We start from the raw sequence: 16979 nt of genomic DNA, 5'->3' as shown, positions 1-16979 counted from the left end.
GGGCGGCGTCCCGCATGGCCCCTTCGCCCGGGGCGCCGGCCTGGCCGGGGTGCGGGGCGGGGTAGGCGTGGTCGGGCGCGGGGTGGCCGTAGGGGTCCGGGTACGGGTCGAGGGCGGGGTCGCCGATGGTGGGCAGGGCGGTGGTGGCCATGCCCGCGGTGTCGTGGTGGCCGTCGGGGAAGTTGTCGCCGGCCGGCGGGACCGCCTCGGCGGGGCCGCCTTCGTGGCCCCGGTCGAACAGCTTGATCAGCTGGGCGACCTCGTCGACGGACCGGCCCACCGCCGCGGCCCGCAGCGCCTCGTAGCTCGCCTCGGCGGTGTGCGGGGCTTGGCCGAGCATGGCGAGCAGCGGCCCGACCTCGCTCACCGGGCGGGTCATCGCCGCCACCCGCAGGGCTTCGTCGCCGGGGTTGGGGTCTTCGCCGCTGCGCTTGAGCAGTTCCACGAGGGCGGCGACCTCCTCCACCGGTCTGGTGGTGGCCGCCGTCCACACGAGGGTGCGGAACGAGACGTTCTCCTGGCTGGTGGTCGGATGGTCTTCGCCGTGGTCTGTCGGGGACAGGCCGGCTTCGCCCCCACGAGGAGCTGGTTCAGGTGACATGTAGGGACTCCACTGAACGAGGTGAGAGCGTCCGCACCGCCAGGCGCCGGCGCTCATCGGGCGTTGTGCTGCTTGTCGGTTCTGTTGTGGTTCAGCCAACGTCCCGGTGGGCGGGCGGCGCCAATGCTGGCGGGCCATCCGGTGGAGACACGCCGCGGGCCCGGCCGGCGGCCGGGCGTGTCGGCCGGGCGGGCTCAGACCTGTGTGGTGGCGACGGTGAACAGGCCGCCCTGCGGATCGCGGATGACGGCCTCGCAGCCGGTGCTGTCCACCATCGGCGTCACCGGCAGCGCGAAGCCGCCGGCGGCCACGGCGGCCGCGGTGACCTTCTCGATGTCGTGCACGGGGAAGTAGACGTGCCAGCGGGGGCGGACATGCGGGTCCGGGGCGGCCTCGACGGCGCCGCCGCGCAGCGCGGCGACGGTGCGCCCGGCGGTGTCGCGGACCACGACCTCGTCGTGCTCGTAGGTGATGTCGCAGCCGCCGGGGCGGTCCGGGGACCAACCGAACACCTCGCCGTAGAAGATCGCCGCCTCGAAGGCGTCGCGGGTGCGGAGTTCCAGGCACATCGGGGCCTCGCCCTGGCCGACCGCCCAGGAGAGGGTCGTCTGGCCCTCCCAGAGGCCGAAGACCGCGCCGTCCCGGTCGGCGGCGAGCGCGGCGCGGCCCTTGCCGAACTCCAGCGGGCCGACGGCGACGGTGGCGCCGCGCTCGCGGATCCGGGCGGCGGTGTCGTTGGCGTCGGCGACGGCGAAGTACGGGGTCCAGGCGACGGCGACCCGCCGGCTGGGCCCCAGTGTGCCGAGGCCGGCGACGGGCTGGCCGCCGGATGTCGCGATGGAGAATTCCGGGCCGAGGATGCCGGGGCGGAACTGCCAGCCGAGGACCTCGCCGTAGAAGTCCTGGGCGGCGCGCAGGTCGTGGGTCATCAGGCTGACCCAGCAGGGGGCGCCGCCGAGGGAGGCGGTGGAGGTGGTGCGGGCTTGGGTGGCGGGCATCGGATCCGCCTACCAGGGGCGGCGGCGGGCCCGGGCGCCGCGCCGGCCGGCCGTGCGGAAGAGGAACCCGATCACCAGCACCGCCAGCACGGCCATGGCGACCAGCCAGAGGACTTTGAGGACGAAACCGGCGCCCGCGAGGAGCAGGACGAGCAGCAGGACGAGGAGGAGAAGGGCCATCGGGATCCACCTCCGGACGGGCTGGTTCCCTACCTGGCCCCATTATGCGCCGCCGGGGTCCGGCCCACCCGCGGCCGGACCGGCGCCCGGCGCGGCCGGTGGCCGCGGGGTCGCGCCGGGTGGCGCCCCGAGGTGCCGATGGGGCCGGGCCCTGTTTGGCTGGGAGCAGTGGCCCGCCCGGCGGCCCGGCCGCGTACCGGCGGTGCCCGGCCGGACCGCCGGGGCCGCGCGGGACCCGCCGGGCGGCGGCCCGGGAACCACCGGTACGACGAGGAGGAACGCCATGGGAGCGGGAGAAGAGACGCGCGCGCGGCTGCAGCAGATGCGGGAGAAGGCCAAGCAGCTGGCCGACGCCGCGGAGCAGGCCGGCGACCCCAAGGAGCGGGAGCGGCTCCAGGAGAAGGCCCGCCGGCTGCGCAGCCGGAGCGAGCAGGAGAGCGCCATGCGGAGCGGGGACATCTACCCGTCGGAGTGAGCGCCCGCGCGGCGCGGCACCCGGCGGGACCGGCGGAAGGAGGCGGTATGCGCCCCGGACGGCCCGGCTTGGTCTATGTGCACGGCAACGGGAACAAGGTCCGCGCGGACCTGCTCAGATCGCAGTGGGACCAGGCGCTGTTCGGCCACGACCTGGCCGGGCTGTCCCGCATGGCGTACTGGGCCCCGCTGCGGTACGCCAGTCCGCTGCCGGATTCGGCGGCGGACGAGCCGGTGCGCGGCCCCGCGTCCGGCGCGGAGGCGCCCGCGCGGGACGCGCCCGGGGTGTTCGAGCCGCCGGAGGAGTTCGTGGCGCGGACCGTCGCGGACGCCCGGCGGGAGTCCGCCGCGAGCGCGCTGGAGGGCCGGGCGGCGGGCGGCCCGGAGGGCGGCGCGGACGAGGGCCCGCTGGTGGACTGGCTGCGCGAGATGACGTACTTCGCGGAGACGCTGGGCGAGGCGGAGGCGGCCGGCGGCGCCGGGGAGGCCGGTGGCGGGGCGGCCGGTCGCGGCGAGGCGCTGCCGCTGGAGGTGCTGCCACTGCCCCGCCCGCTGCGGACCGCGGTCTTCCGGGAGCTGGTCCGGCGCACCTTCACCGACGTCCACGCGTACTTCTTCGGCGGGGCCGGACCGGCGATCCGGGAGGTGGTGGCCCAGGCGCTGGACGGACCGGCGGAGGGTCCGCTGATCGTCATCGGGCACAGCCTGGGGTCGGTGGCCGCGTACGAGGTGCTGCGCGAACAGGAGCGGGAGGTGGAGCTGCTGATCACGCTGGGGTCGCCGCTGGCGATCGGCGAGGTGCGGGACCACCTGGCGCGGCCGCCCGCGGTGCCGGCCGGCGTGAGCGCCTGGCGGAATGTGTCGGACCTGCGGGACCTGGTGGCGCTCGGGCACACCCTGCGCCCGGACTTCACCCCCACCGAGCTGATCACCGACGCGCTGGTCACCAACGACAGCCCCAACCACCACGACGTCTCCGCGTATCTGGCCCAGGCGGCCGTCCGGGAGCCGGTGCGATGGGTCACCGGGCAGCCGGCCTGAGCGCCGCGTCAGGGCGCTTGCACCCCGGAAAACCGGGTGGAAGCATGACAAACAGCAGGAACGACGGGGCCGAACGGGCAGGCTCCCCTCCGGAGCGGCCGGGCAGGTGCGGCATGCCGTTGCGAGAGACGGAATGGGACGTCGTCACGGAGTGGCTGGCGAGCTATCTCCTCGACACCGTCGAACCGCACAGCGCCCTCCTCGCGTACGGGTTCCCGCAGGACTTCCTCGGCGGGCTCCGGCTCGGGCAGGTCAGCCGGGACAACGCCCGCGCGCTGGTGCACGCCTCGCGCCGCGACATCGGGGGCCAGGTGCGGCTGCTGGAAGTGGTCACCGCGCTCGACCGGCTGGCGGTCCGCCCCGAGATCGGCACCGCGCGGGAGTTCCTTGCGCGGCTGCGGGCGGACGCCGCGGCGCACGGCGGGGACGTCTTCCGCAGCTGCGTCCTCCAGGGCGGCTGCGCGGCGTTCATCGACCGCGAGGACCTGCGCGAGACGCTGCGCCGCTTCGTCGCCGACCCGGAGAAGTCGGTCCTGCTGGTCGACGGCGAGCCGGACAGCGGCCGCTCGTACACCTACGTCTTCCTGCGCCACCTCGGGCAGCACCGCGGCTTCCGCCCGGCCCGGGTGACGCTGTCGCGGACCTCGACCGCCCGGCAGGTGCTGGAGCGGCTGGCGGCGTTCCTCGACGCACCGGGCGCCGGTCAGGAGCCGTTCGACCCCACCGGGCTCAACGATCCGCTGCCGTCGCTGGAGCTCGCGGTGCACCGGATGGTCGCCCGGGCCACCACCGCGGACGAGCGGTACTGGCTGGTCCTCGACGAATGCGACCGGCTCGATCCGCACTCCGACGTCTGGGACCTGATCGGCCTGCTCGCGCTGGCGGTCTACGAGCACGCCGCGCTGCGCGGCGACCGGGCGCCGCGGCTGGTCCTGCTCGGCTACGGCCGCGCGATGCGCCCGCTCCCCTACGACGTGCGGACCAGCCAGTGCTGGGACATCGCCCGGGTCGCCGAACCGGACGACCTGCGGCGCTTCTTCCGCCAGGTCTTCCGCGAGGCGCCGCCGGCCGCCGCCGGCGCCCAGGAGACCGACGAACTGGCCGAGGTGGCGGTGGACGAGGTGCTGCACGCCGTGCGGTCCCGGGACGGGAACGGCGAGAGCTATATGCGGCGGCTGTGCGCGGCGGCGGAGGGGGCGATCCGTGTCTACCGGTCCCTCTGACACCGGCCGGCTCGCCCCGGCCCGGCTCCGGGAGGAGTTCGCCGCCCGGCTGCGGCGGGAGCTGCGGACCGTCGAGCCGGATGAACGCGCGGTGCCGGACACCCGCCGGGCCTACCGGGAGGCGGCCTGCCTGCTCACCCGCTTCGATCCGCGGCGGCTGCGGCTGCCCGGCGAGGACCGGCCGAGCGGCGGCGCGGCCCTGGCGCTGCTGGACGACTGCACCGCGTTCGGCGATCCCGCGGACCGCGCCGCCTGGACGCTCACGCCCGGGGTCCGGGACACCGCGCTGCGCGGTCTGGCCGGGCCGGAGGCGGCGCGGCGGGCGCTGGCGGCCAACCGCGAGCAGTTCCCCGCCGGACCCGGCGGCCCCGAAGCGCTCTGCCTGGGCTTCCTCCAGGGCACCCTGCCCCCGGCGGCCACCCTGCTGGCCCGCTGGTCCGCCGACGAACTGGCCGACGCGCTCCAGGCGGTGCTGTGGCTCTCCCGGGTCCCCGGGGTGGGCGGGCTGCCCGAACCCGCCGCGGTGCAGGCCGCGCTGGAGCGGGCCCGGCTGCTGGAGCCGCTGCGGCGCCTGGTGGCGGGACCGTTCCAGGGCCGGGACGCGGAGCTGCGGCGGCTGCGCGCCCATACCGGCGTGCCGGGCGGCGGGCCCGCGGTGGAAGCGGGCGCGGGCCCGGCCGGCCCGGAACCGGGCGCGGACCCCGACGCGCCGGTGCCGCCCCTGGTGATCCACGGCCCCGGCGGGATGGGCAAGAGCACGCTGCTGGCCAAGTTCCTGCTGGACAGCGTGGCCGGGGCGGCGGCCGGCGGGGCGGCGTTCGGCGGGCCGGACGGCTTCCCGTTCGCGTACATCGACTTCGAGCGGCCCACCCTCTCGCTGCGGGAACCGGTCACCCTGATCGCCGAGGCGGCGCGCCAACTGGCCGTCCAGTACCCGGCGTTCCGCGCCGAGCTGGACGCGCTGGCGGACGAGTGCCAGCGGACGGCGGCCAGCCAGCGGGAGGAGCAGGAGCGGGTGGCGCAGCTGTGCCGGCTGGCCACCACCCGGGTGCTGGGCCGCAGTTCGTCCGAGGCGTTCCAGCTGCTGGCCACCGAGCGGGAGACCGGACTGATCGAGCGGGTGGCCGGGGTCCTGGCGCGGGCGGTGGCCGCGGCCGGGCAGCAGGACCCGCCGTTCGTGCTGGCCATCGACACCTTCGAGGAGGCGCAGTACCGGGGCTCGCCGGTGCTGGGCCGGATGTGGGCGATCTGCGCGGCGTTCCGGCGCGGCTATCCGCGGATGCGGGTGGTGGTCTCCGGGCGGGCGCCGGTGGACCATCCGGCCCGGACCAGGGACCCGTTGGAGATCGAGCTGGCCGAGCTGGAGCCGCCGGCCGCGGTCGCGCTGCTGCGCGCCCTGGGCGTCGCCGATCCGGACGTCGCGGCGGCGCTGGCCGAGCGGGTCGGCGGGCATCCGCTCAGCCTGCGGCTGGCCGCCCGGGCCGCGGTGCTGTCCGGCGGCGCGGCCGGGCCGTCCGGCGACCTGGTGCGGAGTCTGCCCGAGCGCCGCGACGAGGTCTTCCGGCAGGTCGACCACATGCTGGTGCAGGGCGTCCTGTTCGACCGGATCCTGAGCCATATCGCCGACGAGGACGTGCGCCGGCTGGCCCATCCGGCGCTGGCGCTGCGGGTGCTCACCCCGGGCGTCATCGGCGAGGTGCTGGCCGGGCCGTGCGGGGTGGCGGTGCCGGACGCGGCCGCGGCGCACCGGCTGTTCGGCGAGCTGAGCCGGCTGGACCTGGTCGAGCCGGCCGGGCCCGGGGCGGTGCGGTTCCGCGGCGACGTCCGCGCGATCATGCTGCGGCTGCCCGGCGGGGACCGGACGGCGGTGATGCGCGAGGTCGAGCGGCGGGCGGTGGCGTACTACGCGGCGCGGGACGGGGTGGAGGCGCGGGCCGAGGAGCTCTACCACCGGCTGCGGCTGGACGAGGACCCGCGGGCGGTGGAGGAGCGCTGGCTGCCCGGTGTCGAGCGGTTCCTGGCCGGGGCCCGGCAGGATCTGCCGCCGCGGGCGGCGGGGCTGCTGACCGCGCGGCTGGGCGGCGGCGCGCCGGACCGGGTGGCGGCCGGCGCCGACCAGGAGGACTGGGAGCGGATCGCGGCCCGCGAGGCGGAGGACCTGCTGGCGCAGGGTTACGCGCAGGAGGCGCTGGACCGGCTGGCGCGGCGGCGGCCGTGGACCCCGTGCAGTCCGCTGCACTCGCTGCTGGCCGAGGCGCTGGGCCGGCTGGGGCGGCGCGATGAGGCGCGGGCGGCGGTGGCGGACGCCGTCGGGCGGGCCGAGCGGGCCGGCTGCGCCGAGCGGCGGCTGGAACTCCTGCTGCTCGCCGCCCGGCTGGCCGAGGAGGACGGCGATCCGGCCGCCGCCGACCGGGAGTTGCGGGTGGCGGAGGACGCCGCGCTGGCCCTGGGCGAGGACCTGGAGGCGATGGGCGCCCGGCTGGCGCGGGCCCGGCTGCCCGCCGCCGCCCCGGACACCGCCCGCTCCGGCGTCCAGGCGGGCCATCAACTCGCCACGCAGCTGCGGGAGTTGCCGGACGAGGTGCTGGCCGGCCAGCCGGCGCTGGTGCGCGCGGCCGCCGCGCAGGTCGCCGGCGAGGATCCCGGGGCGCTGGCGCACGCGGTGGAGGTGGTGGGCCTGCCGACCGACGACCGGACGCTGGACACCCTGGGCAGCGCGATGTGCCGGGCGACCCGGCGCCAGCCGTCGCTGCTGGGCGCGGTGATGCGGATCCTGGACGAGGCGGCGGGTCCGTCCGGGCCGGGCCGGGCCGGCGGCCGGGCGGCGGCAGGCGGCACCGAGGGCCCGCCGGGCGGCGCCCGGCCCACCGGTATCACCGGCATCCTGCGCCTGGCCCGCGACCGCGGCACCCTGGACTCCGTGGCCCACCGGCTGCTGTCCGTCCCCGACACCGGCGGTGAGCTGCTGGCCGGGGTGGCCGCGGCGATGGGCGTGGGGACCGGGGCCCGTACGGCGCCGGAGGCGGCCGCGGCGCGGGGGCCGGGGCCGGGCCGGCCGGACGGAGGGAGCGGCCCGACCGGGCCCGATCCGCCATGACCGCCTATCTGCCGCCGGAGGCCATCCTGCGGGTGCGGGACGCCGCGCTGGACAGCGGGCTGACCGACCCGTCCGTCCGGCCGCTGCTGTTCGACGGCGTCCTGCCCAGGTACCGCGGCACGCTGCCGATCCTGGCCGCCCCGATGCGCCAGCTGCACTCCGATCTGGCGCAGATGAACCAGGTCGAGCGGCTGGTGGACGGCTCGGTCCCGCTGGAGATCTGGCTGCGCAACGCGATCGCGCAGACCACCGAGGCCGAGCCGCTGCGGGTCTTCCAGGAGGCGCTGGACGAGGTGGCCCGGCGGGCCGGCGGCGAACCGGACGTCCTGCCCGGCGGAGCGGCGCCGGAGATCAAGGAGCAGATCGTCCACCGCGACGACACCGTACCGATCGACTTCCTGCGCGGCGGCGCGCTGGCCGGCGCCGCGGTGGCCCGCCTGAAGGTCCCGCCGTACGAGGACGGCGCCCCCCTCCAGCCCAACGGCTTCCCGCACGCCGGCACCGGCTGGCTGGTCACCCCGACCCTGCTGGTGACCAACCACCACGTCGTGAACGCCCGTACCGGCACCGGCCCGGAGCGCCCGCTGGCCGCCCCCGAGGACCTGCGGCTCCAGGCGTGCCACACCCGGGTCCGCTTCGGCTACGACGCCGACGCCGACGGCACCGGCGAGGACGCCGCCGAGGAGGTCGGGGTCAGCGGTCTCGCGGCGGCCGACCCGGAGCTGGACTACGCGGTGCTGCGGCTGTCCGAGCCGTCCGCCCGGCCGGTGCTGAAGCTCGCCCGGCGGCCGCTGGCGGTGGCCGGCGGCGACTGCGTGGCGGTCAACATCATCCAGCACCCCGGCGGTCTGCCGAAGCGGGTGGCGCTGCGCAACAACCTCGTCTACGAGGCGGACGAGCGGGACGTCCGCTACTTCACCGACACCCGCGGCGGCTCCTCCGGCTCCCCGGTCCTCACCGACGACTGGCGGGTGGTGGCCCTGCACCGGGGCAGCCGGCGGGTGGAGAACGTGCGCTTCCAGGGCCGGACGACCGCGTTCGTCAACGTCGGCACCCAGATGTCCGGGGTGCTGCGCGATCTGGCGGACCGCGCCCCCGACGTGCACGCCGAGATCACCGCCGCGCAGGACGGCGGCGCGGGCTGAACACCCGCCCCCGACCGACCCGTACGACCCATACGACCGGACCGAGGAGGACGAGATGGCGAACCGGAGCCGATCACCGGTGGCGACCGGACCCGAGCGGGTCTTCGGCGATCTGCGGTCGGTGGCCGCGCGGGTGCGGGACCAGCTGTCCTGGGAGGAACCCGAGTCCGCGGTGGAGCTGCCCGCCGAGGAGCTGCCCGCCGGGCAGATCTCGCAGTACGCCCGGCAGGAGCGCGCCCGGGTGCTGTCGGCCGGCGCCAGCGCGCTGGACAAGCTGGCGGAGGGCCGGGGCGACGAGATCAGCGACGACGAGTCGTTCGGCATGGAGGCGGTGGTCCTGCTCGAAGGGCGCCCGGCGCTCCTCGTCGAGGGGCAGGACTTCCCGCCGCAGCAGGGCGACTGGGCGGTGCTCGACGCGCACCGGGCCGCGATCCGGGAGACGCTGGCCCGGGTCGGCCGGGTGGAGGTCTCCGGGCACCTCAGCCTGGACTGGCTCGGCACCGGATTCCTGGTCGGCCCGGAGACGGTGATGACCAACCGGCACGTGGCGGTGGAGTTCGCCCGCGGCACCGGGGACGACTGGGTCTTCCAGCAGGGGCTGGGGGCGGCCCTGGACATCGGCGAGGAGTGCCGGTCCGGTCCGGAGACCGCGGACGGCGGCCCGTCGTACGAGGTCACCGGGGTGCTCGGGGTCCACGAGGACGTCGATCTGGCGCTGCTGCGGGTCGCCCCGTACCTCGGCGGCAGCGCGCTGCCCACCCCCCTGGCGATCGCCGCGGACGCGCCGCCGGACCTGCCGGGGCACCCGGTGTACTGCGTCGGGTACCCGGCCTGGGACGGCCGCCGCAACGAACCGGAGTCGATGCGCCGGATCTTCATGGACGTCTACAACGTCAAGCGGCTCCAGCCGGGGACCACCACCGGCCTGGAGCCGGAGGGGAATGTGATGCGCCACGACTGCTCCACGCTCGGCGGCAACAGCGGCTCCCCCGTCGTCGACCTCACCGACCACCGGGTCCTCGGCCTGCACTTCGGCGGCCGCTACGGGCTGGGCAACTACGCCGTACCGCTGTGGCAGCTGGTCGAGGACCCGCTGCTGGTGCGGGGGGAGGTCAACTTCGTATGAGCGGCGTACGGGAACGGAACGACGCGCGGGACGGGGCGCCGGACGGGGCGCGGCTTCGGCGGCGGACCGTGCTGGCGGCCGGGCCGGCCGTGGTGCTGGGGGCCGCCGGGTGCACCGGGCGGCGCACCGGCCCGGCGGCGACCGCGACGGCCCGGCCGGGCGGCGGCGGGACGGCCTCCGCGCTGCCCGCGCCCCCCGCGTGGCGGCCCGGCCCCGGCGAGGTGCACCCGGAGGTCAAGTCCCGCGCGGTGGAGGTGGTGCGGGCCATCGGGGCGTGGCCGGCCGGGGAGCGGGACGCGGCGAGGGCGCGGGTGGCGGCGCTGGGGCTGGCACCGTCGCTGGTGGACCAGGCGGGGGCGCTGCGGCCCGGGGGCACCGAGGCGGTGCTGGAGGTGGTGGACGCGCAGTACGGCGGGATCCTGGCGGACGCGGCGAGTGTGCTGGTGGTGTGCCGGCAGTGGGTGCGGCGGGCCGACGGCCGCGTGGTGGCGGGCGGGACGACGGTGGACGTCCGGCTGCGCCGGGCGCGGCCGCGCTGGACGGTGACCGCGCTGCACCCGGCTGCGCCCGGCGCCCCCGCCGAGGCGCCCGGCGAGGCCGCGCGGCGCGTCCTGGCGGCCGGGCCCGCCATCGAACTGCCGCCGGCGGCGGCCGCGGACATCCGCGGCGGCGCGGTGCACACCAGCGTGCTGGAGGCGCTGCTGGAGCTGGCCCGCACCCACCGGATCGCGGTGAGCGTGGTGCGGTCCGGCCATCCGCTGAACGTGTTCGGGACGGACCGGCCCAGCGACCACCCGCGCGGGCGGGCGGTCGATGTCTGGCGGATCGACGGGCACGCGGTGGTCGATCCGGCGACGCCGCGGCGGCTGGTGGAGTCGTTCATGCGCCAGGGCGCGGCCGCCGGGTCCTACAACGTCGGCGGGCCGTACCAGCTTGCGGGCGGCGCCGCCGGGCAGTTCTTCTCGGACGCCACCCACCACGACCATGTGCACCTGGGCTTCCGCAGCTGATCCCGGCGGCGGCCGGCCCGCGCACCGCGCCCGGCCGGCTCACCGCACCTGACAGCCCGTCATTTCTTGACGAACTCGGTGGTGTAGGTCTTGTCCAGGTCGATGGTGGCGTGCTGGAGGTTGGGGTTGAACGCCTTGAGGACGCGTTCGACGGTGGCCGGGCCGTCGGCCGGCATCACCCCGTCCTTGGTGAACATCGGCAGGGTGTCCTTGATGGCCTGCGCGTACAGCTCCTTGCCGCCCTGGGCGTAGTCCGACGGCATCTTGGCGGCGATCTCCTCCGGGGTGTGGGTGGACATCCACTGGAGGGTCCGCACGAACGCCTTGGCGAGCTTGCGGACGGTGTCCTTGTGGCTGTTCACCCAGTCGGTGTTCATGTAGAGGCTGGACGACGGGTAGAGGCCGCCGAGCGCCTGCCGGGAGCCCTCGGGGGTGCGCATGTCGAGCAGCACCTTGCCGATCTTCTTGTCGACGACCTGCGCGACGGTCGGATCGGTGGTCATCCCGGCGTCGATGGAGCCCTGTTCCAGGGCGGAGAGGAAGGTCTGGCCGGCGCCGACCGCGACCGGGTGGATGTCCTCGGTCCGTACGCCGTTCTTGACCGCCAGGTACTTGGTGAGGAAGTCGGTGGACGAGCCGAGGCCGGTGACGCCCAGCTTCTTGCCCTTGAAGTCCTTGGGCGAGGTGATCCCGGACGCGGCCTTGGTGCCGACCACCTCCACCTCGCCGGGCGCGTGGGCCAGCTGCACCACCGATTCGACCTGCTTGCCCTTGGCCTGGAGGTCGAGGGTGTGGTCGTAGAAGCCGACGACGCCCTGGACGTCGCCGGAGATCAGGGAGGTGGTGGCCTGGACGCCGGCCGGTTCGGTGAGCAGGGTGACGTCCACGCCCTCGGCCTTGAAGTAGCCGAGCTGCTGGGTGAGGCGGGCCGGCAGGTAGATGACCTTGTCCAGGCCGCCCACCATGATCTTGATCTTGCCGTCCTTGGCGTCCGCGGCGGAGCCGGACGAGGAGCCGCCGCAGGCGGTGAGGCCGGTCAGGGCGAGCGCGGCCGCGGCGAGGGCGGCCGGGATCTTGAGCTGGGTGCGCATGGTCACGTCCTTGGGAAGGGGGGCGGTGCGGGGTGAAGTGGCGCCGCTAGCACGGCAGTTGAGGCTCAGCGGGCGTCGCCGGAGTCGGCCGGCTTCCAGCGGAAGAGCCGCCGCTCCAGGAAGGCCAGCAGCCCTTCGGCGAGCAGCGCGACGACGGCGAGGATCACCATCGCGGCGTACACCCCGGCGGCGTTGAAGGTGCCCTGGGAGGCCGACACCAGCAGGCCCAGGCCCTTGGTGGCGCCGATGTACTCGCCGACGATCGCGCCGATCAGCGCGAAGCCGAAGCTGACGTGCAGGCTGGTGAAGATCCAGGAGGTGGCGGCGGGGATCACGACCTGGAGGGTGACCTGGCGGTTGCTGGCGCCCAGGATGCGGGAGTTGGCGACGAGGTTGCGGTCCACCTCGCGGGCGCCCTGGAAGGCGTTGAAGAACACCGGGAAGAAGACCAGGACGACGGCGGAGGCGACCTTGGAGGCCGGGCCGAGGCCGAACCAGATCAGGAAGATCGGCGCCAGCACGATCCGCGGCAGCGCGTTGAGGACCTTGATGTACGGGCCGAGCACATCGGCCAGGAAGCGGATCCGGCCGAGCGCGATGCCCAGCACCACCCCGCCCAGGACACCGATGACCCAGCCGAGCAGCGCCTCGTAGAGCGTGTACCAGACCTGCTCCCACAGGGGGCCCTGCGGGGTGCCGTGGAGCGCCCACTGGGTGATCTGGTCCCAGATCTTCGACGGCATGGAGAAGTTGAACGGGTCGATGACGGCGGCGCGGGCCAGCCCCTCCCACAGCACGAGCAGTCCGACGAGGAGCAGCGCGCGGGTGCCGTGGACGAGGAACGCGTGGTTGCGGGCGGCGCGGGCGCGGGCCCGGCCGCGCTCCCCGGGGGCGGCGGGGGCGGGGGCGGTGGCCGGAGCGGTGGCGGTCTCAGGCGGCATCGGCGGCACCCCTTTCGCGGGTGATCCGGACCTCTTCGCCGAGCGAGGCCCAGGTCTCCCGGTAGATCTCCAGGAACCGCGGCTCCAGCCGCACCGACTCCACCCGGCGGGGGCGCGGCAGGTCGATCGCGAAGACCTCCTTGACGGTGGCCGGGCCCGCGGTCATCACCACCACCTTGTCGGCGAGCGCGATGGACTCCTCCAGGTCGTGGGTGACGAAGACGACGGAGGCGCCGGTGCCGGCCCACAGGTCGAGCAGTTCGTCCGACATCAGGGCCCGGGTCTGCACGTCGAGGGCCGAGAACGGCTCGTCCATCAGCAGGATTTCGGGGTCGTTGACGAAGGTGGCGGCGAGCGCGACGCGCTTGCGCTGGCCGCCGGAGAGCTGGTGCGGATAGCGGTCCTCGAAGGCGGCGAGGCCGACCCGCGCGAGCCATTCCCGGGCCCGCTCCCTGGCCTCGGCCTTGGGGACACCGCGGAAGCGCGGGCCGGCCATGACGTTGGAGAGCACGGTGCGCCAGGGGAAGACGGCGTCCTGCTGGAAGACGAAGCCGACCTTGTCGCCGATGCCGCGGACCGGTTCGCCGGCCACCAGCACCTCGCCCTCGGTGGGCTCGGTCAGCCCGCTGACCAGGGTGAGGGTGGTCGACTTCCCGCATCCGGTGGGCCCGACGACGGCGACGAACTCACCGCGGCCGACGGTCAGATCGAGATCCCGCACGGCGGTGTGCAGTCCGCCCGAGGGGGTGCGGAAGGTCTTGCTCGCGCCCCGCAGCTCGATGGCGGGGCTCGTATCGCTGTTCATGGACCGGGAGGCTAGGAGCGGGCCGGGCCCCCGCGGCAGCCTTGTGGGCGCAACCCGTCTTTCTGCGCGCAAACCCTGTTGTGCCCATTTTGCTCACGCTAGAACAACAAAGGTCCGCCGGGGGCTGGGCAGCCGGGCCCCGGCGGCTTACGTTGCGTGGGCACGGGATGAACAGGAAGAGTCCATTCCGCATCGCACCGCACACAGCCGGGCCGGCCGGGACAGGCACGCCGAACGAGACACGAGGGGAAAGGGACGGTATGCGGATCCACTGGCCCCGCCGCGTCTTCGCGCAGGTCCTGACCGCGCAGGTGGCCATCACCACCGGCGTGATGGTGCTGGCCACCGGCCTGTTCCTGGCCCCGCTCGGGCACGCCCTGGACGACCAGGCGATGCGCCGGGCGCTGGCCATCGCGCAGACCGCGGCCGCCGACCCGGAGCTGGTCCGCGACCTGGAGCACACCGCCCCCGCCGCCCGCGGCCCCGTCCAGTCCTCGGCGGAGCGGATCCGCCGCGCCACCGGCGCCCTCTACGTCGTCGTCATGGACACCCGCGGCGTCCGCTGGTCGCACACCAACGCCACCGAGATCGGCCGCCACGTCTCCACCGATCCCAGCCGCACCCTGGCCGGCCAGCAGGTCCGCCAGATCGACACCGGCACCCTGGGCCGCTCGGCCCGCGCCAAGGTGCCGCTGCGCGACGCCCGCGGCGCGATCGTCGGCGCGGTCTCGGTCGGCATCGCCTACGACAGCGTGCACGGGCTGCTGCTGAGCGCCATCCCCGGGCTGCTGCGGTACGCGGGCGCGGCGCTGGCGGCCGGGGTGCTGGCCGCGGTGGCCGTCGCCCGGAGCCTGCGCCGCCGTACGCACGGTGTGGCCACCGCCGACATCTCGGCGCTGCTGGACGAGCGGGAGGCGATGCTGCACGGCATCCGGGAGGGCGTGGTGGCCTTCGACCCGCGGGGCCGGATCCGGCTGGTCAACGACGGGGCGGCGCGGCTGCTGGGCCTGACCGCGAGCGCCGCCGGCCGCGCCCTGGACGAGGTGCTGCCGCCGGGCCGGACCACCGACGTACTGGCGGGCCGGGTGGCCGGCCGGGACCTGCTGGCGGTCTGCGGCGGCCGGGTGCTGGTCGCCAACCGCGTACCGACCCGGGACGGCGGTGCGGTGGTGACCCTGCGGGACCGCACCGAACTGGAGCTGCTGGGGCGGGAGTTGGACAGCACCCAGGGGCTGCTGGACGCGCTGCGCGCCCAGGACCACGAGCACGCCAACCAGCTGCACACCGTCCGCGGACTGCTCGAACTGGGCCGCTACGACACCGCGGTGGAGTTCGTCGCCGAGGTGGCCGGCGCGCACCGGGCGTCCGCCGAGCAGATCGCCGAGCGGGTCCACGACCCGCTGCTGTCCGCGCTGCTGGTCGGCAAGGCCGCCATCGCCGCCGAACGCGGCGTCTCGCTGCGCATCTCCCCCACCACCCTCCTGCCGGACGCCGTCGTCGACCCCCGCGACCTGGTGACCGTCCTCGGCAACCTCATCGACAACGCCCTGGACGCCGCCGCCGAACACCGCTGCCCGGAACCGTTCGTGGAGGTCGAACTGCGCGCCGAGGGCTGCACCGCGGTCCTCCGGGTCAGCGACACCGGCCCCGGCGTACCGCCCGCGATGCGGGACCGGATCTTCGCCGAGGGCTGGTCCACCAAGAGCGCCACCGCCTCCTCCCGGGGCCGCGGCATCGGTCTCGCGCTGGTACGCCGGCTCGCCGAGCGCTACGGCGGGATGGCCCGGGTCACCGCGCGGGCGGGCGGCGGCGCGGTGTTCACGGTCGTCCTGCCCGAGGCGCTAGGGCCTGTCGTCGAACTCCCGCCTGCCGCCCCCCGCCAGCTCACCGCCACAGGAGAGTCCCCGTGATCGATGTCCTTGTCGTGGACGACGACTTCCGCGTCGCGGAGATCAACGCCGCGTATGTGTCCCAGGTGCCCGGCTTCCGGGTCGCCGGCCGCGCCCATACCGCGGCCCAGGCCCTGGCCACCCTGGAACGCCACCCCGTCGACCTGCTCCTGCTCGACCACTACCTCCCGGACGAGACCGGCCTGACCCTGGTGCGGCGGCTGCGCCAACTGGGTCACCACACCGACGTGATCATGGTGACCGCGGCCCGGGACGTGGCCACGGTGCAGGCGGCGATGCGCTACGGCGCCCTGCAGTACCTGGTCAAGCCGTTCGGCTTCTCCGGTCTGCGCGCCAAACTGGACAGCTACGCCGCCCTCCGCCGTACCGTCGAGGGCGCCGCCGGCCAGGGCGAGGCCGGCCAGGAGCAGGTGGACCGGATCTTCGCGGCGCTCCGCACCCCCGACTCCCCGCACGCCGAACTCCCCAAGGGCCACTCGGCCGCGACCGTCGACCTGATCCGCCGCATCCTGGACGAGGCCGGCCTCCCCCTCTCCGCCCACGAGGTCGCCACCCGCGCCGGCGTCAGCCGCTCCACCGCCCAGCGCTACCTCAAACACCTCGAACGCACCGGCCACATCCGCCTCACCCTCAAATACGGCGATACGGGGCGCCCGGAGCACCGGTATGCGTGGGGGCGAGCGAGTTAGGGGCGAGGCGGGGACGCGAGGCGAGGCGGGCGAGCCGGGGGCCAGGCGCCCGGGCGGCCCGCGCACGCCTTCCCGTTCTCTCCCCTCCGTCCCTACTTCCGATCACGCAGGGCGTACCCGCCATCGACCACCTTCGCGTCGGCGGCGGGCGCCATGCACTTCGTGAGCAGCGGCTCGCCCTTCTTCGTGGCACCGGAAAGCCCCAGCCGGGCCTGCCCCTTCTCGGGAACGAAGAAGCTCACCCCCATGCGGGTGTGCGGGTCCAGCATCGTGAGCCACGGGTGGCCGGGGCTCGTACGGACCAGACGGCCGGTGACGGTGGCGGTGGGGCCGCCAGTGGTGAGGCAGTCGACCGCGAACTCACCCCAGTAGACCTTGCCGTCCTGCGCGTGCGAGATCCGGAAGGTGCCCCAGGAGCGCTGCGGCGTACTGCCCCCGGTGTACGCGGAGTGAGCGTCGACGGACACCCGCACCTCCTGATCCGCGATGGGGTAGTCCATGCGCCCGTCCCCCTTGAGCGAGGACACGGCGGCGGCCTCCCGCGAGGCCGGGGCGGGCGGGGCGGGCGCCGCGGCGGCCACCGGCGCGGCAACGGCCACCACGACGGCAAGGAGAGCGGTCACGCGCAGGGTCCTGTTCAACATGCGT

Annotated in this window: 15 protein-coding genes and 1 pseudogene; 9 read left to right on the top strand and 7 right to left on the bottom strand. The window is 75.5% G+C overall.

Going from position 1 to position 16979, the window contains the following annotated elements; genetic code table 11:
- From ADL22_RS06555 to ADL22_RS06545, 3 genes and pseudogenes are all read right to left on the bottom strand, one after another.
- A pseudogene (locus ADL22_RS06555) lies at window positions 1–601 on the bottom strand (hypothetical protein); the annotation flags it as partial.
- 194 nt (window positions 602–795) lie between these two features.
- Complete coding sequence (locus ADL22_RS06550; RefSeq protein WP_066974620.1) at window positions 796–1599, bottom strand: VOC family protein; 804 nt, start codon at window positions 1597–1599, stop codon at window positions 796–798.
- Between the two features lie 9 nt (window positions 1600–1608).
- A complete protein-coding gene (locus ADL22_RS06545; protein ID WP_066974618.1) occupies window positions 1609–1779 on the bottom strand; it encodes a hydrophobic protein in 171 nt (56 codons plus the stop codon).
- Window positions 1780–2062: 283 nt separating this feature from the next.
- Between ADL22_RS06545 and ADL22_RS06540 the strand changes: the two genes are divergently transcribed.
- From ADL22_RS06540 to ADL22_RS06510, 7 genes are all read left to right on the top strand, one after another.
- Window positions 2063–2254 carry a DUF6381 family protein gene (locus ADL22_RS06540; protein ID WP_066974616.1) on the top strand — a complete coding sequence of 64 codons (192 nt, stop codon included), beginning with the start codon at window positions 2063–2065 and terminating at the stop codon, window positions 2252–2254.
- A 47-nt stretch (window positions 2255–2301) separates the two neighbouring features.
- Window positions 2302–3294 (top strand): hypothetical protein, encoded by a 993-nt coding sequence (locus ADL22_RS06535; RefSeq protein WP_066974614.1) that lies wholly within the window; start codon window positions 2302–2304, stop codon window positions 3292–3294.
- A 113-nt stretch (window positions 3295–3407) separates the two neighbouring features.
- On the top strand, window positions 3408–4517 hold the full coding sequence (locus ADL22_RS06530; RefSeq protein WP_066974612.1) for an ATP-binding protein: 1110 nt from the start codon (window positions 3408–3410) through the stop codon (window positions 4515–4517).
- Window positions 4498–7614 (top strand): AAA family ATPase, encoded by a 3117-nt coding sequence (locus tag ADL22_RS06525; protein WP_066974610.1) that lies wholly within the window; start codon window positions 4498–4500, stop codon window positions 7612–7614. Before ADL22_RS06530 ends, ADL22_RS06525 begins: the two co-directional genes overlap by 20 nt.
- Window positions 7611–8759, top strand: coding sequence for a trypsin-like peptidase domain-containing protein (locus ADL22_RS06520; protein WP_066974608.1), 1149 nt, complete (start codon window positions 7611–7613; stop codon window positions 8757–8759). The genes ADL22_RS06525 and ADL22_RS06520 overlap by 4 nt, the downstream gene beginning before the upstream one ends.
- Window positions 8760–8814: 55 nt before the next feature.
- The gene (locus tag ADL22_RS06515) at window positions 8815–9885 is read left to right on the top strand and encodes a trypsin-like serine peptidase (RefSeq protein ID WP_066974603.1); all 1071 of its coding nucleotides are present in this window, start codon (window positions 8815–8817) and stop codon (window positions 9883–9885) included.
- Window positions 9882–10895, top strand: coding sequence for a hypothetical protein (locus tag ADL22_RS06510; RefSeq protein ID WP_066974595.1), 1014 nt, complete (start codon window positions 9882–9884; stop codon window positions 10893–10895). Before ADL22_RS06515 ends, ADL22_RS06510 begins: the two co-directional genes overlap by 4 nt.
- 59 nt (window positions 10896–10954) lie before the next feature.
- On the opposite strand, the gene ADL22_RS06505 is transcribed toward ADL22_RS06510, so the two are convergent.
- The 3 genes from ADL22_RS06505 to ADL22_RS06495 form a co-directional block, all read right to left on the bottom strand.
- A complete protein-coding gene (locus tag ADL22_RS06505; RefSeq protein WP_066974593.1) occupies window positions 10955–11986 on the bottom strand; it encodes an ABC transporter substrate-binding protein in 1032 nt (343 codons plus the stop codon).
- Window positions 11987–12051: 65 nt separating this feature from the next.
- On the bottom strand, window positions 12052–12927 hold the full coding sequence (locus ADL22_RS06500) for an ABC transporter permease (RefSeq protein WP_066974644.1): 876 nt from the start codon (window positions 12925–12927) through the stop codon (window positions 12052–12054).
- On the bottom strand, window positions 12917–13732 hold the full coding sequence (locus ADL22_RS06495) for an ABC transporter ATP-binding protein (RefSeq protein WP_066974589.1): 816 nt from the start codon (window positions 13730–13732) through the stop codon (window positions 12917–12919). The genes ADL22_RS06500 and ADL22_RS06495 overlap by 11 nt, the downstream gene beginning before the upstream one ends.
- 260 nt (window positions 13733–13992) lie before the next feature.
- Between ADL22_RS06495 and ADL22_RS06490 the strand changes: the two genes are divergently transcribed.
- Entirely contained in the window at window positions 13993–15642 is a 1650-nt protein-coding gene (locus tag ADL22_RS06490) for a sensor histidine kinase (protein WP_066974587.1), read from the top strand.
- The gene (locus ADL22_RS06485; RefSeq protein WP_066974585.1) at window positions 15639–16331 is read left to right on the top strand and encodes a response regulator; all 693 of its coding nucleotides are present in this window, start codon (window positions 15639–15641) and stop codon (window positions 16329–16331) included. Before ADL22_RS06490 ends, ADL22_RS06485 begins: the two co-directional genes overlap by 4 nt.
- A gap of 92 nt (window positions 16332–16423) precedes the next feature.
- Here the strand turns inward: ADL22_RS06485 and ADL22_RS06480 are convergent, their stop codons facing one another.
- Entirely contained in the window at window positions 16424–16954 is a 531-nt protein-coding gene (locus ADL22_RS06480) for a hypothetical protein (protein ID WP_066974583.1), read from the bottom strand.
- Window positions 16955–16979: the final 25 nt, after the last annotated feature.

This window comes from Streptomyces sp. NRRL F-4489, from assembly GCF_001509485.1.
Taxonomy (GTDB): domain Bacteria; phylum Actinomycetota; class Actinomycetes; order Streptomycetales; family Streptomycetaceae; genus Streptomyces.
This window is presented reverse-complemented; position numbering and strand designations above follow the sequence as displayed.